25 protein-coding genes are annotated in these 20829 nt (G+C 67.9%); 13 read left to right on the top strand and 12 right to left on the bottom strand.

Annotation, left to right across the window (positions count from 1 at the left end; translation table 11 throughout):
* Positions 1-12: 12 nt before the first annotated feature.
* Positions 13-318: a hypothetical protein gene (locus E6N53_RS02290; RefSeq protein ID WP_103425160.1), complete on the bottom strand. Its 306-nt coding sequence runs from the start codon at positions 316-318 to the stop codon at positions 13-15.
* A 272-nt stretch (positions 319-590) separates the two neighbouring features.
* Here E6N53_RS02290 and E6N53_RS02285 point away from each other — a divergent pair, with 272 nt between their 5' ends.
* From E6N53_RS02285 to E6N53_RS02275, 3 genes are all read left to right on the top strand, one after another.
* Positions 591-1922: an adenylosuccinate synthase gene (locus E6N53_RS02285; protein ID WP_142856579.1), complete on the top strand. Its 1332-nt coding sequence runs from the start codon at positions 591-593 to the stop codon at positions 1920-1922.
* A 62-nt stretch (positions 1923-1984) separates the two neighbouring features.
* Positions 1985-2170 (top strand): methytransferase partner Trm112, encoded by a 186-nt coding sequence (locus E6N53_RS02280; protein ID WP_136588825.1) that lies wholly within the window; start codon positions 1985-1987, stop codon positions 2168-2170.
* Positions 2171-2263: 93 nt separating this feature from the next.
* The gene (locus E6N53_RS02275) at positions 2264-2845 is read left to right on the top strand and encodes a DUF7524 family protein (protein ID WP_142856577.1); all 582 of its coding nucleotides are present in this window, start codon (positions 2264-2266) and stop codon (positions 2843-2845) included.
* 6 nt (positions 2846-2851) lie between these two features.
* Here E6N53_RS02275 and E6N53_RS02270 read toward each other — a convergent pair whose 3' ends face one another.
* Together E6N53_RS02270 and E6N53_RS02265 are read right to left on the bottom strand one after the other, a co-directional pair.
* A complete protein-coding gene (locus E6N53_RS02270; protein ID WP_142856575.1) occupies positions 2852-3955 on the bottom strand; it encodes a DR2241 family protein in 1104 nt (367 codons plus the stop codon).
* Positions 3956-4149: 194 nt separating this feature from the next.
* Positions 4150-5025: a CbiX/SirB N-terminal domain-containing protein gene (locus E6N53_RS02265; RefSeq protein ID WP_142856573.1), complete on the bottom strand. Its 876-nt coding sequence runs from the start codon at positions 5023-5025 to the stop codon at positions 4150-4152.
* A 131-nt stretch (positions 5026-5156) separates the two neighbouring features.
* Between E6N53_RS02265 and E6N53_RS02260 the strand changes: the two genes are divergently transcribed.
* The 3 genes from E6N53_RS02260 to cysS all read left to right on the top strand — a co-directional run bounded on the left by E6N53_RS02260 (position 5157) and on the right by cysS (position 9236).
* Positions 5157-5657 (top strand): DUF7523 family protein, encoded by a 501-nt coding sequence (locus E6N53_RS02260; protein WP_142856571.1) that lies wholly within the window; start codon positions 5157-5159, stop codon positions 5655-5657.
* A 123-nt stretch (positions 5658-5780) separates the two neighbouring features.
* On the top strand, positions 5781-7511 hold the full coding sequence (locus E6N53_RS02255) for a globin-coupled sensor protein (protein ID WP_142856569.1): 1731 nt from the start codon (positions 5781-5783) through the stop codon (positions 7509-7511).
* A gap of 246 nt (positions 7512-7757) precedes the next feature.
* On the top strand, positions 7758-9236 hold the full coding sequence (gene cysS / locus E6N53_RS02250) for a cysteine--tRNA ligase (RefSeq protein WP_142856567.1): 1479 nt from the start codon (positions 7758-7760) through the stop codon (positions 9234-9236).
* A 31-nt stretch (positions 9237-9267) separates the two neighbouring features.
* On the opposite strand, the gene E6N53_RS02245 is transcribed toward cysS, so the two are convergent.
* The 3 genes from E6N53_RS02245 to E6N53_RS02235 form a co-directional block, all read right to left on the bottom strand.
* Entirely contained in the window at positions 9268-9573 is a 306-nt protein-coding gene (locus tag E6N53_RS02245; protein ID WP_136588818.1) for a DUF8036 family membrane protein, read from the bottom strand.
* A gap of 100 nt (positions 9574-9673) precedes the next feature.
* Complete coding sequence (locus tag E6N53_RS02240) at positions 9674-9949, bottom strand: winged helix-turn-helix domain-containing protein (RefSeq protein WP_136589255.1); 276 nt, start codon at positions 9947-9949, stop codon at positions 9674-9676.
* Between the two features lie 83 nt (positions 9950-10032).
* On the bottom strand, positions 10033-10314 hold the full coding sequence (locus E6N53_RS02235) for a DUF357 domain-containing protein (protein WP_136588817.1): 282 nt from the start codon (positions 10312-10314) through the stop codon (positions 10033-10035).
* Positions 10315-10466: 152 nt separating this feature from the next.
* Between E6N53_RS02235 and E6N53_RS02230 the strand changes: the two genes are divergently transcribed.
* Complete coding sequence (locus E6N53_RS02230; RefSeq protein WP_142856565.1) at positions 10467-11534, top strand: NAD(P)/FAD-dependent oxidoreductase; 1068 nt, start codon at positions 10467-10469, stop codon at positions 11532-11534.
* Positions 11535-11672: 138 nt separating this feature from the next.
* On the top strand, positions 11673-11957 hold the full coding sequence (locus E6N53_RS02225; protein ID WP_142856563.1) for a DUF7545 family protein: 285 nt from the start codon (positions 11673-11675) through the stop codon (positions 11955-11957).
* A gap of 196 nt (positions 11958-12153) precedes the next feature.
* Here the strand turns inward: E6N53_RS02225 and E6N53_RS20900 are convergent, their stop codons facing one another.
* Entirely contained in the window at positions 12154-12318 is a 165-nt protein-coding gene (locus tag E6N53_RS20900; RefSeq protein WP_201741055.1) for a hypothetical protein, read from the bottom strand.
* A gap of 159 nt (positions 12319-12477) precedes the next feature.
* On the opposite strand from E6N53_RS20900, the gene E6N53_RS02220 reads away from it, so the two are divergent.
* Entirely contained in the window at positions 12478-13467 is a 990-nt protein-coding gene (locus E6N53_RS02220) for a ring-cleaving dioxygenase (RefSeq protein WP_142856561.1), read from the top strand.
* Between the two features lie 72 nt (positions 13468-13539).
* Here the strand turns inward: E6N53_RS02220 and E6N53_RS02215 are convergent, their stop codons facing one another.
* Entirely contained in the window at positions 13540-14382 is an 843-nt protein-coding gene (locus tag E6N53_RS02215; RefSeq protein WP_142856559.1) for a ZIP family metal transporter, read from the bottom strand.
* A 100-nt stretch (positions 14383-14482) separates the two neighbouring features.
* Positions 14483-15643 (bottom strand): tubulin/FtsZ family protein, encoded by a 1161-nt coding sequence (locus E6N53_RS02210; RefSeq protein WP_142856557.1) that lies wholly within the window; start codon positions 15641-15643, stop codon positions 14483-14485.
* 96 nt (positions 15644-15739) lie between these two features.
* Here E6N53_RS02210 and E6N53_RS02205 point away from each other — a divergent pair, with 96 nt between their 5' ends.
* On the top strand, positions 15740-16021 hold the full coding sequence (locus tag E6N53_RS02205; RefSeq protein ID WP_142856555.1) for a hypothetical protein: 282 nt from the start codon (positions 15740-15742) through the stop codon (positions 16019-16021).
* Here the strand turns inward: E6N53_RS02205 and E6N53_RS02200 are convergent.
* Both E6N53_RS02200 and btuC read right to left on the bottom strand, forming a co-directional pair.
* On the bottom strand, positions 15994-17331 hold the full coding sequence (locus E6N53_RS02200; protein WP_142856553.1) for a heme ABC transporter ATP-binding protein: 1338 nt from the start codon (positions 17329-17331) through the stop codon (positions 15994-15996). The genes E6N53_RS02205 and E6N53_RS02200 overlap by 28 nt on opposite strands.
* On the bottom strand, positions 17328-18347 hold the full coding sequence (gene btuC / locus E6N53_RS02195) for a vitamin B12 ABC transporter permease BtuC (protein ID WP_142856551.1): 1020 nt from the start codon (positions 18345-18347) through the stop codon (positions 17328-17330). Before btuC ends, E6N53_RS02200 begins: the two co-directional genes overlap by 4 nt.
* Positions 18348-18501: 154 nt before the next feature.
* Between btuC and srp19 the strand changes: the two genes are divergently transcribed.
* From srp19 to E6N53_RS02180, 3 genes are all read left to right on the top strand, one after another.
* Positions 18502-18780, top strand: a complete 279-nt coding sequence (gene srp19 / locus E6N53_RS02190; protein WP_136588808.1) for a signal recognition particle subunit SRP19 — start codon at positions 18502-18504, stop codon at positions 18778-18780.
* A gap of 13 nt (positions 18781-18793) precedes the next feature.
* Positions 18794-19018, top strand: a complete 225-nt coding sequence (locus E6N53_RS02185) for an H/ACA ribonucleoprotein complex subunit GAR1 (protein WP_136589254.1) — start codon at positions 18794-18796, stop codon at positions 19016-19018.
* A gap of 71 nt (positions 19019-19089) precedes the next feature.
* The gene (locus tag E6N53_RS02180; RefSeq protein WP_142856548.1) at positions 19090-20109 is read left to right on the top strand and encodes a presenilin family intramembrane aspartyl protease PSH; all 1020 of its coding nucleotides are present in this window, start codon (positions 19090-19092) and stop codon (positions 20107-20109) included.
* Positions 20110-20269: 160 nt separating this feature from the next.
* Here the strand turns inward: E6N53_RS02180 and E6N53_RS02175 are convergent, their stop codons facing one another.
* The gene (locus tag E6N53_RS02175; RefSeq protein ID WP_142856545.1) at positions 20270-20752 is read right to left on the bottom strand and encodes a PUA domain-containing protein; all 483 of its coding nucleotides are present in this window, start codon (positions 20750-20752) and stop codon (positions 20270-20272) included.
* Between the last annotated feature and the right edge of the window lie 77 nt (positions 20753-20829).

Raw genomic sequence — 20829 nt, 5'->3', positions numbered from 1 at the left:
GTTCGCGTCGCGTTAGGACTCGATTTCGGCGGCGTCCTCGATCTTCATCGACTGGAGCTTCTGGACGATGTCGTCGAGTTTCTCGTCGAGTTCGTCGACGAACTCTTCGGTTCGTTCTGTCGTGATTGCACCCTGACTGGAGGGTTCGATGAGGTTCTCCTCTTCGAGGACGCGCAGCGAGTACCGGACCTTGTGGTGTGGGTACCCGGTCTCATTAGACATCTTGACGATGCCGATGGGCTCGTTGTCGATGACCATCTTCAGCACCTGCAGATGCCGTTCCAACATATCCACTTCCTTCTCGAGTCGATCTATCATGCCATTTGTTAACTTGTCTTTCGAGGTTTTAAACGTTGCCCTCCACCGCGGAGTAAAACAGGCCGATTGCACAGACACGGTACACCATGTTAACACTTCCGTCTGTGTGGTAACACGTCAGAGTGCGAGGAGGTTCGCGGCCCATCGGGGACCAGCCCTCGCGCGCCCCCGTCGCGCCGGCCGCGTTCGTCGCGCGGGCGACTCTCGCCGCACACCGACTGTCGCGTGAGTGGACCGTAACCGGTTTGACCCATGGCGTGAAAGCCGCGTCTATGACCGTCACGATTGTCGGCTCTCAGTTGGGTGACGAGGGCAAAGGCGCCCTCGTCGACCTGTGGGGTGGCGCGGCGGATGTCGTCGTCAGATATCAGGGCGGCGACAACGCCGGCCACACCGTCGTCGAGGGAGGCGAGGAGTACAAGCTCTCGCTCGTCCCCAGTGGTGCCGTTCGCGACAAAGTCGGAGTCTTGGGGAACGGCTGCGTCGTCAACCCCCGCACCCTGTTCGACGAGATCGACGCCCTGCGCGAGCGCGGCCTCGACCCGGACGTCCGAGTCGCCGAGCGCGCGCACGTCATCATGCCGTACCACCGTCGGCTCGACGGAATCGAGGAGGAGGCCAAATCCGAGTCGGGCGACGAGGTCGGCACGACCGGCCGGGGAATCGGCCCGACGTACGAGGACAAGGTCGGTCGCCGCGGGGTTCGCGTCGGCGACCTCCTCGACCCCGAAGTACTCCGCGACCGCCTCGAGTACGTCGTCCCGCAGAAGCGGGCGCTCGTCGAGAAGGTGTTCGGTCTCGACGCCGACGAAGCGTTCGACGTCGACGCCCTCTACGAGGAGTACCGCGAGATCGGCGAGCGACTCGCCGAGGAGGGGATGACCGTGAACTGTTCGGACTTCCTCTACGAACGCCGGCAGGCCGGCGACGAGGTCATGTTCGAGGGTGCACAGGGGACGCTCATCGATATCGACCACGGGAGCTACCCGTACGTCACCTCGTCGAACCCGACCGCCGGCGGCGCTGCCACCGGGTCGGGCGTCGGACCGACCGTCACCGGCCGTGGCGAGGTCGTCGGTATCGTGAAGGCGTACCTCTCACGGGTCGGCAAAGGGCCGATGCCGACGGAACTGGACGGCGACGACCGCGAGGAGACGCTCGCCGACCACATCCGCGAGAAAGGCGGCGAGTTCGGCACCGTCACCGGCCGGCCCCGACGTATCGGCTGGCTCGACATCCCGATGCTCAGACACGCCTCCCGAGTGAGTGGGTTCACCGGAATCGCCGTCAACCACGTCGACGTGCTCGCCGGACTCGACGAGGTGCAGGTCGGCCACGCGTACGAACTCGACGGCGAGGAGGTCGAGACGATTCCGTCGACCACCGAGCGCTGGGCGCGGTGTGAGCCCGTCCTGAAGGAGTTCGAACCGTGGCCGGAGGTCGACTGGACGGCCGTCGCGGGCGAGGGGTACGACGCCCTGCCTTCGGGCGCACGTGACTACCTGAACTACGTCTCGGACGAGGTCGGTGCGCCGGTGTACGCCGTCGGTATCGGTCCCGACCGCGCGGAGACCATCGAACTCCACGACCCCTTCGAGGGGTAGAGACGTTCGCGCCTCGGGGCGAAGCCGTACGCTTTTTGTCGGCACCCACGAAGAGAAGAGTGATGAAAGAGTCACTCGTGGACATCCTCTGCGACCCGCTCGACAAGAGCGAACTCGAACTCCACGTCACCAAGCGCGACGGGGACGAGATTATCGAGGGGAAGTTCGTCGGTACGGTCACGGGCGAGGAGTACCCCATCGAGGACGGCATCCCGGACCTCCGGCCGCCGGACATGCGCGACGAGTAAGCCGTCGAGTCGGGGTGTGAGTCACGGACGGCAGACTGGTCGCTGACTCGTCCGAGCCTCAACCTTTTTGCCCCCCCGAGCAGAGACCAAGGTGTGCCAGCGTCGTTGCCCGTCGAACTCAATCGTGGACGCTTACACGCCATCGAGGCACCCGTGGAGTTCACGAGCGACGGCTCTTTCTACGTCGACCTGTCGAATCACGGCGAAGGCGTCCACGTCCACCTCCACCTGGACGACGCCCTCTCGCGCGTCGCGCGACTCGGCGAGAGCAACGTCTTCGTCGCCGGCGACACCACGTCGCGAATCGACATCGTCGTCGACGACCGACCCTCGACGGCGGTCTCCGGGCGGCTGAAGGTGTCGACCGGCTACGGCGCCGAGACGACGAACGTCGACGTGACCATCGAACCCCTCGAAGAGGAGACACAGCAGGTCGCCGTCGACGAGTCCCTCTCGAAACCGAAACCCAGAGAACCCCAGCAGTCGGCCGTGAGCAAGGGGCTCACGGCGCTTCCCGGTCCGGATGCGCTCCCCTTCGTGCTCTTCGTCCTCCTGGCGGTCGTCATCGCCGCCGGTGCGGTCTACTTCGTCGGCGCGAGCAGTCCGGCGGTCCTCGTCGGCGTCGGCGTCGTCATCGGCGGCGCGGTCGCCGCGCTCGTCTACAGCATCAGGTGACCGACGCTACGTTTCGCGGTCGGTCGGCGTCCCCGCGAGGTTGCCCTCGTCGTCGAACAGCTTCGCGCGCAGGAACCGCGCCCGGAAGCGGTTCGCCCCGTCGGAGACGTCGGCCTCTCTGATCTCGTCGGTCCGGCCGTCGGCCACCGCGTCGATGACCTCCTCCAGTTGCTCCTTCTCCGACGGCGTGAGTTCGAACTCGTACGTCCGCGGCTGTTCGGACTCGAGTTTGGTCCACTTCCGCGCCCCGGAGACGACGACCGAACAGGGCTCACGACAGGGGAACTGACCGTCGCCGCCGTCGACGTCGAGGTCCGTCTCGTCGTCGTACTGCCACTCGCGCCGTTTGAGACACTGCGAGTCGTCGCAGGTCGCCTCGGCGACCCAGTTGACGTGTTCGTACCCCTCGCCGCGGTCCCAGGTCTTGACGACGCCGTACATCCCGGTCTGACGACCCATCGTCTCGCGCCAGTGGGTCACGTCCAGTTCACCCTCGCGCTCGCGGTACCAGTTCGGCACGGAAGCGGGGTAGAACGCCTCCACGACCTCGACCAGCGCCGTCGGGTCCAGCGCGGCGAACTGCCAGCCGGTCCGGAGCGAGGGCGCGGCCTTCAGCGGCCGGTACCGCCCGCGTTCGTCGTGCGTCGCGAGGTCGCGAGCCTCGAGCGGGTCGTCGTACCTGTCGAGTCCGTCCCGCCCGACGTCGTCCACGTGGCGAACCTCGTACCGACGCCGTCCGCCCTCGTCGTCGTCGAGACGCGCGGTAATCGACAGCTGCCCCCACTCGGTCGTCACGCCCTCCGTGAGGGCGTCGTAGCGCGCCACGACGTCCGACCCGTCGACGTCGGCGCCGACGTCGGCACCTTCGAGCCACCGCAGAAACGCCCAGCGGTCCGGCTTCTGCGGGACGACGGCGTGCCAGACGTACCAGTTCGACACGTAGTCCGACCCCGCGGCGACGTCGCGGAGGGCGGCCTCGTCGAGCCCGGCGTGGTCGGCGTCGGGCGTCTCGAAGGCGTAGCCGTCGTCGGTCGCTTCGACGCGGAGGCCGTCGAAGTCGATGCCGTCAGAGGCGGTGGCCACCAGCGCGTCCACGCGTTCGGCAGTCATAGTCGAGGGCAGGGAGTCGAACGGAAAAAGTCGGCCGGTTCGTCCGTCCCCCGCCGTCCACGGGGCGACGACGGGCCGCTCGGGCGGCGACGGGTCGGTCCTCCTCTGCGAGGTCGCCCCCGACGACCTCGTCGCCGAGGTCGGCTTCGACGTCGAGGGCGTAGACGAGGTGGCCGAGACCGAGGCCGGCCGGGTCAGTCGGCCGGAGAGCCGGTCTGTCGGGTCCGTTCGCGGACCGTCTCGACCGCGTTTCCGACGTCGGCCCCGGCGTCGGCTGCACGTTCGAGGACGACGTCGGCCATCAACGGCTCGGTGCCGACAGCGCCGGCGTACCAGATGCGGTGGCCGTCGACCGTGGCGGGCGTCTCCCACCCCGTGCGGTAGTCGTCGGTGAGACCCATGTCCTCGGGGATGTCCTCCTGGGTGTGGAAGCCGTCGGCGATGAACAGCGGGACGACGACGACGTCTTCGGCCTCGAAGTAGTCGGTGACGTCGTCGATTTCGGGGTCCTCGTCCATGAACAGCGCCCGGACCTCGTCGAAGCGGTCCATCTCTTCGACGCGACGGGCGTGGTACTCGATCGCCTTCGCGGAGTTCTCGTTGCGCTTGGTGCCGTGGCCGACGACGCAGAGGCCGAACCCATCCCCGACGTCGGGGTCGCCGGTGACCGACTCCGCGCGGCGGACGATGACGTCCGTCATCGAGTCGTGTGTCCCCACCGGCCCACAGTAGTGGATGGTCTGTCCCGTGTCTTCTGCGGTGAGCGTCACGTCCGTGGCGCTCGTGCCGTCCGACTCCCACGCCTCGGGGTCCCACTCGCGCAGTCGCAGTTCGCGAGGGATGACCTGCTCGGTGAAGTACCCCTCCGAGACGAACAGCGGGACGACGTACACCTCGTCGGAGTCGACGGTTCGGAGGACCTCCCGGAACGAGGGCTCTTCCTTCCAGAACCCGGTGCGGACCTCGTCGAACGCACCCACGGCGCGAATCGTGTCCGCGTGGTCGTACGTGGGTGTCGAGGAGTCGGGGTTCAGGTGCGACCCGTGTGCGACGATGACCAGCGCGCTCATACGTGAACGAGAGGACGGCGCGTCCTTATGGACTTCGGCTCTCGGCTCGCGCGGGGAGACGACGCCGGGGTCGACCGTCCCAGAGACGCGACGCCGGCGGGTTTTTGCCCCTCGGCGGCGAGCACCGGACCATGTCCCTCGCAGCCGAAGCCCGCGACGCTGTTCGCCGTCGACCGTTCCTCTACGACGCACTCTGTGCCGGGGTCGTCAACTACCGCGCCGCCGCCGACTACCTCGACCTCGACGGCGACCCCGAGGCGGTGGCGACGGCGCTCCGCCGCTTCGCGGAGGAACTCGACCCCGTGGACGACCGGGGGGCGACGGCAGCGGTTCGCATGCAGAACGGCGTCGGATACGAGAACGAAGACGGCGTCGCGGACGGGCACACGAGCGACGACGTGGTCGTCGGTGCCGGCGACGCCCGTGTCACGCGAGGGGGTGAACTGACGGCGATTCGCGTCTCGGGCGACGTCGACGCGACGCTGCTCACGGCCGTCGTCGAACGGTGTCGGGTGCAGCGCGTGCTCGTCGACGCCGCGGGCGTCGCCGGCGACGAACTCGTCCTCGTCGTGCCGCGTCGACAGGGGGCGACGGCGCTGCGTCTCGCCGAGGCGTGCGTCGAGGAGCGTTGACGCCGACCGCCCCCCGCCGCGGTCGACCGCGGCGGGGGGAGCGGACAGGAGGCCGTGTCACGCAGTTATCCTCGCTGATATCCTGGAGCGTAGCTTTATGGACGGATTGGCGATTTGAAACCTATGGCAACACGGGACGCGATCGGAGACGGGACGCTCGGGGTCTCTGGCAGAGAACTCCTCGCTGATATCGGAATCGACAGTGCGGAGCTCCGCTGGCGAAAGGAGTTCATCGGCTTCGACGACGCGGACGCAGAGCGCCTGGCGTCGCTGAGTCCCGTCGTCGACGAGAACCTCGACGCGCTGGTCGACGCGTTCAACGACTACCTCTACGGACACGACAAGACGCGTGAGGTGCTCGCCCGGTCCGACGTGGCTCGGGTCGACGACCGGACGTACATGGACCGGGTCGTCGGCGGCTACTTCACGTCGCTCACCGGTGGGACGTACGACCTCGGCTACTACGCCGCGCGGACCCGCATCGGCCGGCTCCACGACACCGTCGGGATGCCGCTGCACTTCTTCGGCGGGATGTTCGCCAACGCGACGGGCATCGTCTTCGACGCGCTGAACCAGGCGGGGACCGAGGCGGCGACGGAGGGGCTCGACCCCGAGGCGGCCGCTCAGGTCGACGCGGCGTTCGACGAGGCGTTCGCCGACGCGATGGCGGTCGTCCGCGGGCTGAACCTCGACATGCAGGTCGTCAACGACACCTACCTCAACTCCTTCGCCGAGGAGATGCGCGAAGAGATCGAAGAGTCCCGCAAACTGCGCGAGAACGTCGACGAGACGGTCGAGAACCTCCAGACGGAGACGAACCAGACGGCGATGAGTATCTCGGAGATCGAGAGCCTCGCCGCGAAGCAGGCGTCGAACACGGACCAGATCGCGAACGAGGTCTCTCAGCTCAGTGCGACTGTCGAGGAGGTCGCGGCGACGGCCGACGAGGTCGCCCGCCAGACCGACGACGCGCGGAAACAGGCCGCGAACGGCCGGTCGTTCGCCGAGGAAGCCATCGACGCGATGGACGAACTCTCGGAGTCGCGCGACGAGATCACCACCAAGGTCGACACGCTCGTCGACACCATCGACGAGATCGACGGGATCGTCGAGATGATAAACAGCATCGCCGAACAGACGAACCTGCTGGCGCTCAACGCGAGCATCGAAGCCGCTCGCGCCGGCGAAGCCGGGTCGGGGTTCGCCGTCGTCGCCGACGAGGTGAAGGCGCTGGCGAACGAGTCGAAAGAGCAGGCTAGCCGGGTCGAAGGGATGATCGGCGAGGTGACAGAGCAGATCGAAGGGACGGCGGTGAACCTCGAGGACGCCGACCAGCACATCGACACAGGCGTCAACCGCGTCGAGGAGGTCACAGGACGGCTCGACGACATCACCACCGCCGTCACCGAGGTCACGGACGGAATCGAGGAGGTCGCCCGCGCGACCGAAGAACAGGCGGAGATGTCCTCCGAAATCGCCCGATACGTCGACACCGCGGCCGAACAGGCCGACGAGGTGTCCACCCGGCTCGACGAGATGAACGACAGCGTCGCCGAGCAGGCCGAACGGGCCGTCGAGATGGACGACGCCGTCGAGAGCATCAACACCGAGGCCGACCTCGACTCGCTGAACCGGACGCGGGATGCGGCGACCGACGGCGGAGGAGGGACGAGTCGCCCGCGGTCGGACGGCGGCGTCGACGTCACCGGTGACGCCGAGAACGCGACAGCGTCGCTGTACGACACGCCCGACGGCCTTCCCGCGGAGATGCCGGACTTCGTCAAGGAGATGCTCGACGAGGAGACGAAGGCGAAGGTTCGACGGGGTGAGCTCGAGCGACCCGACGGGGTTTGAGTCGGGGGTTCGGTTCGTGGGGTGTCTGTTCTGAGGGAAGGTATCGCCTCACACGCCACCCTCCTGTCCTGCGGCGGTCGGCGCGCGGGAGCGAGACGATTCCCGACACCGACACGCCACTCCAGCACCGGTCGAACACGGGCGCGCATCACGCGTGCGACGCGAACGTGAGCGCTCACACCCCCTCGTCTCCGTCCCACACGAGTTCCGACGAGTTCAAAAAAGCCGCGCGTCAACTCTCCGGCGATGCACGACCTGTCCGTGACCAACACCCTCACAGGGGAACAGGAACCGTTCGAACCAGTCGGCGACGAGGTACTCCTGTACGTCTGTGGGCTGACGGTCTCGGACGACGCCCACCTCGGCCACGCCCGTGTGTGGACCCACGCGGACGTCATGCACCGGTGGCTCGAACACGAGGGCTTCTCGGTCAGACACGTCGAGAACTTCACCGACGTCAACGAGAAGATCGTCGCGAGGGTGGGAGAGGACGACCTCGGCGACAGCGAGTCGGCAGTCGCGCGGGGGTTCACCGCCTCGGTCATCGACGATATGCGCGGGCTCAACCTCGAGCGCGCCGCGGTCTACCCGCGCGTCTCCGAACACGTTCCCGAGATAATCGACCTCGTCGCGTCGCTCGTCGAGAAGGGGTACGCCTACGAGGCCAACGGCTCGGTCTACTTCGACGTCACCACCTTCGACGACTACGGCAAGCTCTCGAACCAGCAGGTCGACGAACTGGAGGCGCAGGGCGTCGCAGAGCAGGGTGAAAAGCGCCACCCGGCCGACTTCGCGCTCTGGAAGGCCGGCGGCGTCACGCCCGACGAAGTCGCAGCCCACCGGAGTGAGGACCTGCCGCCGCTCGAAGGCGAGCAGGGCCAGACGTGGGCGTCGCCGTGGAGCGAGGGGCGGCCCGGCTGGCACATCGAGTGCTCGGCGATGTCGATGACGCATCTCGATTCGACCATCGACATCCACGTCGGCGGGCACGACCTCGTCTTCCCGCACCACGAGAACGAGATCGCCCAGTCGGAGGCGGCCACGGGCCAGGAGTTCGCACGATACTGGCTCCACACCGGCCTGCTCGAGACCGAGGGCGAGAAGATGTCGTCGTCGCTCGGCAACTACTTCTACGTCGCCGACGCGCTGGAGCGCTGGGGCGTGAACGTCCTCCGGACGTTCTACCTGGGAACGCAGTACGGCACGAAGCAGACGTTCTCGGAGGCCGCCATGCGGGAGGCAGAAGAGCGCTGGGAGCGCCTCGAGCGCACCTACGAGGACGCCGTCGCCGCCTGCGATAGCGTCGACGCGCGGACGAAGGTCGAAGACGACGCGCTCCGGACGGCGGTCGACACTGCGAGAGGGGACTTCCGCGCGGCGATGAACGACGACTTCAACGTCCGCGAGGCGATGGCGGCACTCCTCGAACTCACCCGCGCGGTCAACAACCACCTCTCGAGCGAGGAGTACGACTACCGGGGGTTGAAGGCGGCTATCGAGGCGTTCGAGGACCTCGGCGGCGACGTCTTCGGCCTCCAGCTCGGTGCGAGTGACGAGAGCGACGTCGGTCTCGCCGCGGACCTCGTCGAACTGGTGTTACAGGTGCGTGCGGAAGAACGCGAGGCAGGCAACTACGACCGGGCGGACGCGCTCCGCGACGAACTCGAGGCGCTGGGTGTCGAGGTCGGCGACTCACCGGAGGGGCCGACGTACCGACTGCCGTAGGGACGAGGACTGACCGCCGAGGAGAGACGCCTCAGTCGACCGTGATCCACACGAGGAAGCCGATTCCCACCGTCTCGAGGACGTGGAGCGACATCAGGCCGCGCCAGGCGATGGGAGGGACCGCGGAGGCGAACCACACCGAGAGCGTCGGGTCGAGCGAGTAGATGTAGAGTGCGACGGCGTTCTCCAAGAGGAGGAGGACGGCGAACACCATGAGTCCGAGCGCGTGCTTCGAACGGAGGTCGAGGTAGTTGCGTCCCCAGATGAAGAGCAACACGGCGAGCAACAGGATGTTGAGCCCCGCTGCCAGCCGTGCCACGTCGAACCAGAGACTCATCTAGGCTCTCCTTGCAACCGGGGCGGCAAATACACTTTCCCAAATCTCTCCATAGTCGGCGCACGACTCGACGCGGACGGACGCACGATTACGCTCACGGTTACGTCACCTGCTCCATAATCTGCTCGATTGTCTCCCAGTGGTGCCGGGCGCGGTCGGAGGGGAGGTACACCGCTCCGTAGCCGTCACCGCTCTTCTGCACGACGTCGTTGTCGACGAGGACGTCGAGGTGATGCCGGACGGTCTTGTAGTCCAGGTCGAGCGCCTCCGCCAACTGGTTGGCGTTACGCGGTCGCTCGTCGACAGTCTCGAGGATACGGAGGCGGTTCTTTCCACCTCGCGTCCCGGTGAACACGTACCAGAGGACCGCCTCCATCACCCCTCTCGACACACCCCCGATACGTAAGGTCATCGACAGAGGACAGTCACGACCGCCGGCCGTCGCCCGGGTGCCGTCTCTCACATCGTGAACAGGTGTGAGTCGTCGGGGACCGCGAACAGCCCCATGCGGACGCCGGCGTCGAGCCAGCCGTAGCCGTACGAGAACGAGGCGAGCGCGTTCACGAGGTCGTCGTCGGCTCGGAAGTGCCGGCCGTCCTCGAGGTACGAGCGAGCCATCTCTTCACACTCCCCGGCGGCCGCACCGAGTGGCGTATCCGGCGGGACGGCGACAGTGGCCGCCGAGAGGGCGTCGGCGAGCATCCGCTCGTAGCGGTCGGTCTTCTCCTGTAGGTCGGCCATGTGCGACACACCCGGGAGAGACGACAAGAGCGCTTCGGCGTGTCGAGGCAGCCCCGCCTCGCAGACTGTGGTGTGGTATCACGAACCGCGTGGACGCCGATTGCTGCACGACAGCACAAGCGTAATACCCCGCCACGGAGTACTCAACGCTAATGACAGGGACGTCGCAGGACGCCGACGTGGTCGAACACCGTCGGCTCATCATCGCCGGTTCGGGTATCGCAGGGCTCACCGCGGCCATCTACGCGGCGCGGTCGAACAACGACCCGCTCGTCTTCGAGGGCGACGAACCGGGTGGACAGTTGACGCTCACCACCGAGGTGGACAACTACCCCGGCTTCCCCGAGGGCATCTCCGGGCCGGAACTGGTGAACAACATGAAAACGCAGGCGAAGCGCTTCGGTGCCGAGGTGAAACACGGTATCCTCACCTCGCTCGACGACTCTTCGCGCCCGTTCAGAGTCGAACTGAAGAACGGCGACGTCTACACCGCGGACGCGGTCATCGCCGCCTCGGGTGCGTCGGCACGGACGCTCGGTATCCCCGGCGAGGACGACCTGATGGGCTACGGGCTGTCGACGTGTGCGACGTGTGACGGCGCGTTCTTCCGCGACGAGAAGATCATGGTCGTCGGCGGCGGCGACGCCGCGATGGAGGAGGCGAACTTCCTGACCAAGTTCGCCTCGAAGGTGTATCTCGTACACCGCCGCGAGGAGTTCCGCGCCGAGGATTACTGGATCGACCGGACGATGGAGAAGGTCGACGAGGGAGAGATCGAGATCATGCGTAACACCGAGGTGACCGAACTGCACGGTACACCCGAGGAGGGCGTCGACCACGTCACGCTCGTGCGCCACCCGGAGGGCCACCCGACCGACAGGCTCGACGACCCCCAGACGGAGGAGTTCGACTTCGACGTCGGCGCGGTCTTCTACGCCATCGGTCACACGCCGAACACCGCGTATCTCGAAGGGACGGACGCACGGATGGACGACGAGGGCTACCTGAAGACGAAGGGGGGCTCCGGCGGCGGCCAGACCGCGACGGACGTCGAGGGCCTGTTCGGCGCCGGCGACGTCGTCGACTACCATTACCAGCAGGCGGTCACCGCCGGCGGCATGGGCTCGAAGGCCGCCCTCGACGCCGACGACTACCTCGAAGACCTCGACCGGACGGCGGCGAAGCCCAAAGAGGCCGCCGCGGCCGAGTCCGACGACTGAACTGCGCCGCTGGCCCTTCGCTGCCGTGCCGCGAACGGCGTGCGCGGACCGCCGTGAGCGTTCGACTCGGGCGGGTCGCCTCACGCTCACGGCGTCCGATTCCCACAGACCCTTTAGTGGTGACCTCCCAGAGGGGGTATGGTCGAAACCGAGACGTACACCATCGAAGGACCCGACGGCGACGTCGAAGAGATTCAGCTCCCGAGCGGCCTCGTCGACATCTTCGCCGAGCAAGGCGAGGAACCGACGGACGTCGTCGGCGACATCGTCGTCCAGGCGTTCGCACAGCAGGCACACGTCGTCGTCCACCACGCCGAGGGCGAAGTCCCCGGCGACCTCGAGGAACTGAACGACGAGATGGAGAACATCTTCGAGGAGCGCTTCGGCGTCTCGCTCGCCGACGCGATGGGTCACTCACACTAAGTTCCGTTTTTTCCCGCACCGACGGCGAAGCCCCGACTGTCCGGCGCACACGAGGCCGGCATTCAGGTACCGCGCCGCGTCGTAGTCACATCCGAGCGGGCCGGTCTCACGAGGTTGCCGAGCGACTCCTCTTCGGGGCGCAAATCACACTGAAAGAAGCGACGTGTACGAGGTCGAACGACCCGTCAGCAGCGCGTCACTCCTCGTCGCCGCCGTCGGTCAGCAGGTCGACCTCGGTCGCCCGTTCCTCGTCGAGGAACTCCGGCATCTCGTCGTCCCGCTCGGCGTCCTCCGCTTCTCGGTCGGTCGCGCTGTCGTCCGTTCGCTCGTCCCACCGACGAACGTCGATGTGGTGACACATGGTACACAGACACATAGTCGCTCGACACACGACAACCTTTCGGACAACCGACACCACGGCGCGCCTCGTTCGGTCTGCCAGGAGGCCGATATCCCCGTCGTGACCCGGTAACACTCACGTCAGCGCGAACTCAAGTCCTTCCAGTCCCTACCGGAGAGCATGCCCGAACCCACCCCGACACCCGGCATCCACCACGTCACGTGTATCGCGGGCGACCCCCAGCGGAACCTCGACTTCTGGGTCGAGACGCTGGGACTCCGCCTCGTCAAACGCTCCATCAACCAGGACGACCCCGGCACCCACCACTTCTTCTTCGCCGACGCCGAGGGCACGCCCGGGACGAGCATGACCTTCTTCCCGTGGGAGGACCTCCCGCAGGGAAAGGTCGGCTCCGGACAGGTCTCCCGGACGGCGTTCCGAGTCCCGGAGGGGAGTCTCGACTACTGGGAGGACCGGTTCGACGAGTACGGCGTCGACTACGACGAGCGCGTCGAGCGGTTCGGCGAGACCGTCCTCCCGTTCCGCGACCCGGACGGCCTCCCCGTCGAACTGGTCGCGGTCGAGATACCCGCGGACGACCCGACCGTCCCGTGGACCGAGTTCGTCCCGGAGGACGCGGCGATTCGCGGCTTCCACTCGGTGACGCTGTGGGAGGCCGACCCCGAGCCCACGATGGACCTGCTGCGCACGATGGGGTTCGAGGAGGTCGGCACCGAACAGACACAGGGCGACACCCCCGGCGACGAGCGGACGCGCTTCGCCGCGAGCGGTTCGGTCGGCAGATACGTCGACGTCCTCCCCACCATCCAGGGCGGGCGACAGGGTCACGGGACGGTCCACCACGTCGCCTTCCAGACGCCGACCGACGCGGACCAGGAGGCGATGCGTGCCGCGGTGCGCTCGAAGGGGCTGAATCCCACGTCGCAGATCAACCGTCACTGGTTCCGTTCGGTGTACTTCCGTGAGTTCGGCGGCGTGCTCTTCGAACTCGCCACGAGCGACCCGGGGTACGACAGCGACGAACCGCTCGACGAACTCGGCGAGCGCCTCGTCCTCCCCGGGCAGTTCGACTCCCGCCGTGACCAGATAGAGGCCGGACTGGCGGACGTGACGGTTCCGCGGGCGCGACCGGTCGAAGCCGACGACTGAGAACCGCTCCCGTCCGCTCTCACTGGTGGCCACCGAGGCGCGAACGAGCGAGCGCCCCGACGAGGGCCGGCGTCAGACGAACGCCAGCGGCACCATCACCGCGAAGCCGGCGGTGAGCCCCGCGAGGAGTTCCCGCTTGCCGCCCCCTGGTAGACCCTGGCCGAGTTCGAGCGCCTCGGGGATGAACTCGGTGAGGACGAGGTAGATCATCGCGCCCGCGGCGAAGCCGAAACCGAACGGGAGGAACTCGCGGGCGATGCGGACGAAGTAGAAGGCGATGACCGCGCCGACCGGCTGCGGCAGTGAGGAGAAGACGGCCCACCAGACCATCCGCCACTCGGAGACGCCCATCGCCCGCAGCGGGATGGAGATGGCGAGGCCCTCGGGGACGTTGTGAATGGAGATGGCGACGGTCATGAAGACCCCTAACACCGGAACGACGAACCCGAACAGGGTCGGCCCGGAGAAGCCGAGGTCCGCGAACGCGACGCCGACGGCGACCCCCTCGGGGAACGAGTGGACGGTGAGAATGCCGAGGATGAGTAGGAGCTTCTTGAAGTCCGCCTCTTCGTATCTCTTCGGCGACACTTCGTAATCGTCGATGACGCGATGTGCCGCGACGACGAGGACGATACCCGTCAGCAAGCCCGCCACGAGGAGGCCGACGAGACGAGGGGGTACCCTCCCGACAGAGAACCCCGCGAGCGAGAGCGTCACGGACGACCCGAACGCCTCGAGGACGAGCCCGAACACCGATGCCGAGACCATAATGCCGGAGGCGAGACCCCACAGCGCCACGTTCCAGCGGTCGCCGACGTCGTCGACGAAGAAGAACGGGAACGCGCCGATTCCCGTCGCGAGAGCGGTGACGAGTCCCGCGAGAAAGACGAACGTGAGGTTCGCGAGTTCGACCATCGGTCGACGGTACCACCAGGACGTCGATAAGTATTATCATTTCCCCGATAAGTTTTGGGAGACCTAAACCGTGGCCGGCGTCCGGGACCAGGGGAAGTGGTCAGAACAGCGCGTCGAGTTCCTCGTCGGTGTCGAGCAGGGACGCGAGGTTGTCGGCGCTCACCGCGTCGCGTTCGAAGCCCTCGCGCTGGGCTTCGATGGCGACCGCCTGTAGTTCCTTGATGCGCGGGACCGACGTCACGCCCGAGAGGAGCACGGCGACGGCGACGAAGTCAGAGTCGACGGGCGCGTCGCCGCCGCGAATCTCCATCGTCCCGGTCTCCTCTTCGAGCCACTTCCGCCCGCGCTCGATGCCGCGTCGGGAGAGCGCCTCGGGCGGGCCGCTGACCACCACCAGCGCGCGTTCGGTGCCGTTGACGTCACAGGGGAGGGTGAGTCGGCCGAGCGTCGCCCGACGGACGAGACTCGACACCCGGTTCATCGCCCCACCGTCGTCGACCTCGGGTGGAGCCGACCGGAACCGAGAGAGGAGTCCGCCGCGCCGACGCTCTCGTTGCGCGGCCGCGTAGCCGACGGTGGAGACGCCGCCACCGGCGAGCGTGTTGATGACCTCCGAGGAGTCGACGACGCTCTCGGCGACCTGTCCGTCCGTCACCTCCCCCGCGGAGAAGATGACGCCGAGCCGTCGCGCGAGTTCCTCGTTGAGACTGGCGAAGCCCGCCTTGACCGACTCGCCGGTGTGCCGCCAGGCGTCGTTGTCGAAGACGATGAGGTTGTCCACCTCGCGAACGAAGGTCTGGAACGACCGCGCGGCGTTGAGGGTGTAGATACCGCCCTCGTCGCGCCCGGGGAGCAGTCCGAGCCCGTACACCGGCTCGGTGTAGAGCCGCTTCAGTTCGTGGGCGAGGACCGGTGCGCCGCCCGAACCGGTCCCGCCGCCCAGTCCGGCGACGACGAGGAACGCGTCGATCTCGTGCGACGCGACGTCGTCCAGGGCGGCGAGAACTTCGCCGACGTCCTCGGCCATCACCTCGGCGCCGAGTTCGTTGTCCGCGCCGACGCCGTGGCCTTTGACCCGTGACTGCCCGACGAGGATACGCTTTGCCGGCGGGACGAGCTCCAGCCCCGCGAGGTCCGCGCGCGCGGTGTTCACGGCGAGGGCGGCGGTGACGAAGTCCGCCCGGGCCGACCGGTCGTATCGGATGAGGGCGTCGACCACCTTGCCGCCGGCCTGGCCGACCCCGATGAGTGCGAGTTTCATGAAATATGTCGTACGAATTATGATTCGCACGGTAATGAACGCAGCGGTGGCGGGGACGAACAGAGCCGTTTAGCCGGCAGGGACGGAAGGGACGCTGTGACCGACTCGTTCGACCCGTTTCCACAGCCACAGCCCGGCCCCTGCCGGGAGCGACTCGCCGTCCGCCTCGGCTGCACGGCGGTCGCGGCACTCTGCTCGCTGGTCGTCTTCCGCGACGTCGTGACCGGCCTGCTCCCGCTCCTGTGGCCGCCGACGGAGCCGTTCTCGCGCTGGTTCGGGCTCGTGACCGTGCTCCTCGTCTCGTTTCTCGTCCTCCCCGGCGTCGTCGGGACGCTGGTCGGGGATCGAGTCTACGACTCGTTCGACGACGGCGAGTGAGGGAACGAGGGCGTGCGGCGCGGACTGCTCGCTCCGCCATCGACCGGCGTCTCGGCTCCGTCGACCGGGTCAGCCTCGCCGAGCGCCGCCTGTACCGCGCCGACCACGTCGCGGGTGTCGACGACCGTCGCGTCGCGTCGGAGCCGTTCGTACGCGTTCGTCCCCGCCGCGCCCGCGAAGTTGCGTTCTTCGAACGGGCGTTCCTCGACGAGGACGACGTGGTCGGCCGCCGCCGCCACGTCCAGGTTCGGGAGGTTCCCCTCCCCGACCTCGATGTCGGTGACGACGACGGCGTCCGCGGCTGCGACCTTCGACTCGACGGCCGCGCGTGTGGACTCGTCGACGCCGGCGTACGGCGGAACGGTGACGAGGTCGAGTCCGAGGTGTCTGGCCGTCTCGGCGTCGGTGTCACCCTCGTTGAGCGCGCCCGCCGACACGGTGTAGCCGGCCGCAGAGAGCAAGTAGAGGACGCGGGCCGCGCTCCCGCCGCCGCCGACGACGTGGATTCGGCCCGCCACGTCCTCGCCGGGGGTGACGCCGACGTCGGGGAGCGCGGTGACGTAGACCGAGCCCGTCACGGGGTGTCGGGAGACCACGGCGTTAGTGTCGAACGCGGCCTGGAGGTTGGGCTCGGTCAACACGGCCGCGGGACGCCCCGCGGCGAGCACCCGGCAGTCCGACAGCAACACCAGCCGGTCGCAGTAGTGAGCGGCGAGGTTGAGGTCGTGGATGGCCGCGAGCGCGGTCTTCCCCTCCTCGACGAGGTCGCGGACGAGTTCGAGCGTCCGGACCTGGTGGTTGATGTCGAGACTCGCCGTCGGCTCGTCGAGCAACATCACGGGGGTGGTCTGCGCGAGCGCTCGCGCGATGAGGACGCGCTGCCGTTCGCCGCCGGAGATGTCCGTCACCGGTCGGTCCGCGAGGTCGGTGACCGCGGTCCGTGCCAGCGCGGCGTCGACGGCCTCTCGGTCCGTGGCGCTCCAGGTGTCGAAGCGCGACCGGTGTGGCGTCCGACCCATCTCGACGGCTTCTCTGACGCTGAAGTCGAACGAGAGCTGTGTCGTCTGCGGGACGGTCGCGACGAGCCGGCTCGCTCCCCGCGAGGAGAGCTGATGGACGTCCCTCCCGTCGATCTCGACGGTCCCCTGCCGCGGCGTGAGTCCGCCGTTCATCGTCCGCAAGAGCGTCGTCTTGCCGGCCCCGTTCGGGCCGATGAGCCCGACGAAGTCGCCCTCGTTGACGGTGAGCGAGACGCCGTCGAGCACCCGTTCGTCCCCGAGGTCGACGGCGAGGGCATCGACGGAAATCATAGCCGCCGCACCTCCCGTGACCGGAGCAGGTAGATGAAGAAGGGGGCACCGACCGCGGCGGTGACGATACCGACAGGAAGTTCTGCGGGCCCCGAGCGGGCGACGGTGTCGGTGAGGACGAGGAACGCGGCACCGCCGAACGCGGACGCCGGGAGGAGGACGCGGTGGTCGGGCCCGACGAGGAGCCGCATCATGTGCGGGACGACGAGGCCGACGAAGCCGATGACGCCGGAGACGGCGACGGCCGCGGCCGTGACGAGACTCGCCAGTGCCAGGAGGGTACGCTTCGTCCGCTCCACTTCGATACCGAGCGAGTGGGCGTCGTCCTCGCCGAGGAGGAGGACGTTGAGGTCCTGTGCGTACACGAGGAGGATGACGAACGTCGGCGGCAGAACGAGGAGCGTCGTCCGGACGTCACCCCACGAGGCGTCGTGGAGGTGACCCATGAGCCAGAACACCGCGCGGTTGAGGCTCTGCCCCGACTGCAAGAGCAGAAAGGAGATGACCGCGCCGAGGAACGTCTGGACGGCGACGCCCGCGAGGAGGAGGGTCGCGACGGGTGTCCGACCGCCCTCGGTGGCGATGAGGTAGACGCCGAAGGCGGCGACGATTGCACCGACGAACGCCGCCGCTTGCAGGCCGAGCCCGAACGGCAGCGCCGGGAGGGCAATCGAGGCGACAGCGCCGACGGCGGCCCCCGAGGAGACGCCCACGATGGAGGGGTCCGCCATCGGGTTCCTGAAAAAGCCCTGCATCACCACGCCGGCGGTCGCGAGCGCGAACCCGACGACGGCGGCGAGCGCGATTCGCGGCATCCGGACCCGCTGGACGATGATCGCCGCCTCCCGGGGGACGTCAAAGGCGACCCCCGGGAGGGCGTCCAGCACGACCTGTGCGACGGTCGTCGGGGGGACGCGGATGGGGCCGATGCCGGCGCTGAGCACCATCACGACGGCACACGCCGCTGCGAGACCAGCCGACCAGCCCACTGCCCGAACGCGTACGTCGCGAGACATCGGTGTGAACACAACCGTAGTTGCAATACATAAATACGTGTTGTACACGCGGTCTCGACTCGCCTCTCGGCCCCCAGCCGTCGGTCGCGGCTCGGTCTCTCGCCGGCACGGCCGGACCACAACCGTATTACGGCGGGGTCTCTCTCACTCGGGTATGGTCGAGAACGTCATCTGGCCCGCGTACTTCGACGCCGCCCGGACCCGGTCGGAGGGACGACGGGTCCCCCTGGACCAGGCGGTCGAAGAGCCGACCGTCGACGAACTCGCGAAGGCCGTCCAGCAGGTCGGATACGACGCGGTCATCGAGCGCGACAAGACCTACGCGCGGGAGTACGAACAGCGCGGCAGAGTACTCGTGCAGGGGGCCGACGACGCCTCGAAGAACGACCTCGTCCAGGCCGTCGCCGCCTACGTCAACATCCTCCGGGACTGAACACACGATGCCGATGAAACGCGTCGGAACCGTCTCGCGAACCGCCCAGGGCGTCGCCATCGTCCGCCTCGACGACGACCCGCCGGACATCGGCACCGTCGTCGTCGACGATTCCCTGTCGAAGGTCGGCCGCGTCGTCGACGTCTTCGGCCCGGTCGACGGGCCGTACGTGGCCATCGCGCCCTCGGGTGGCGCTTCGCCGGCGTCACTCGTCGGGTCGAAGCTGTACGCGCGGTAGCCGCTCCATCCCACGCGGTTGCGCCCCTCGCAACGAAAAGGCCCAAGCCCTCCCCCTCGCAACGTCGGGGCATGAAACCACGCGTCTACGGTGGGGTTGCCTTCGCCGCCCTCCTCTTTCTCCTCGTGCAGTTGGGGGCGCTGGCGCTCGTTCCCACCTTCTACGCGGAGGGGTATCAGCAGGTCGAAGACCCGACAGACCCGACGAACAGCCTCCTGTACATCGGCGCGATCCTCGTCGCCACGGCGTTGATGCTCGCGGCGTTCAAGTACGACTTCGACTGGGCGGTGAGAGGCGTCGTCGTCTTCACCTCCGGGCTCCTCTCGTGGTACGTCTTCAGCGCCGTCCTGTCCGGACTGGTGCCCGTCGTCCTCGCGGCCGCGGTGGCGGTCGCACTTCTGGCACATCCCGAGTGGTACGTCATCGACGCCGCCGGCGTCCTGATGGGGGCGGGTGCGGCTGCCCTCTTCGGCATCAGCTTCGGCGTCCTGCCGGCGGTCGTTCTGCTCTCCGTGCTCGCCGTCTACGACGCCATCTCCGTCTACGGAACCGAGCACATGCTCGAACTCGCCGAGGGGGTGATGGACCTGCGCATCCCCGTCGTGCTCGTCATCCCGACCACGCTGTCGTACTCGCTCCTCGACACCGACTTCTCGGGCGCGAACGACGTCCACGAGGGTGACGAAGCAGCCGAGGCGACGGCAGACGGTGGCGGCGTCGAAGCCGACGGGCGTGAGCGCGGGGAGACGGAGCCGACCGACCGGGAGACGGAGGAAGAGTCGGTCCGCGACGCCTTCTTCATCGGGCTGGGTGACGCCGTCATGCCGACGGTGATGGTCGCCAGCGGGGCGTTCTTCTCACCGGCCGCGTCGCTTGGCCTCTCCGCCCTCCCGTCGTTGAACCTCCCGGCCCTGACGGCGATGGTCGGGACGTTCCTCGGCTTCTTCGTCCTCATGTGGGCGGTCATGAAAGGTCGGGCACACGCCGGGCTCCCCTTGCTCAACGGCGGCGCCGTCGGTGGCTACCTGCTCGGCTCGCTCGTCGCGGGCGTCCCCCTTGTCGAAGCGCTCGGACTGGCCCGGTACCTGTGACTGGCTGTCGCGGACAGACGGCACGCTCGGGGGGACGGACGGGACGGCGTGCCGTACACTCGCGGACGTCCCGTCACTGCACCTACTGGGTCACGGGGACGGGTGGCCGCGGCCTCGGCTAAGAACGTTCGGACGGCGCGACCGCTGTCGGACGTCTCGGTCAGGCCGGGTCTGCGTGGCCCGCGCGGACCTTCACCGCCATCCCGGTGTTGAAGTCCGCCATCGCGTCGGCCGACAACTCCGCGCGGCCGACAGCGAGCAGGGCGTCGGTCTCGTCGACGACGGCGACCTCGTCGCCGGGCCGGATTCCCGGGTCGGCGTCGCGGACGAACTTCGCGAAGGCGTTCTTGCCGTCGCGGACGAACGGTTCGGACTCGTCGCCGACGACGACGCGGTAAGCGGGTGCGTCGAGCGCCGAGAGCAGTCGCCGTCCTCCCTCGACGCCGAGCGTGAATCGCCCATCGACGGCGTAGGTGACGATTCGACCGCCGTCGGCGTGGACCTGACTGGGCCGTCCGCTCGACGTCCGGTCGATGCGGAGGTCCTCCTCCGCGGGAAAGAGCGCGGCCCCCGCGCCGCGGCCGAACTGGTAGTCGGCGACCGTCCGGAGTTGACGGCGGTCGCGCGTGTCCGCGTCGGTCATGCCCTTTTCTCGCCGGGGTCGGGACAAAACGCTTCGGCTTCGTCACCGTGTGTCGCCTGCTGACACGCTCGTTCGAG

This window comes from Salinigranum halophilum (assembly GCF_007004735.1).
Lineage (GTDB): Archaea > Halobacteriota > Halobacteria > Halobacteriales > Haloferacaceae > Salinigranum > Salinigranum halophilum.
Note: the sequence above shows the minus strand (reverse complement) of the source record. Positions and strands in the feature narration are given on the sequence as shown.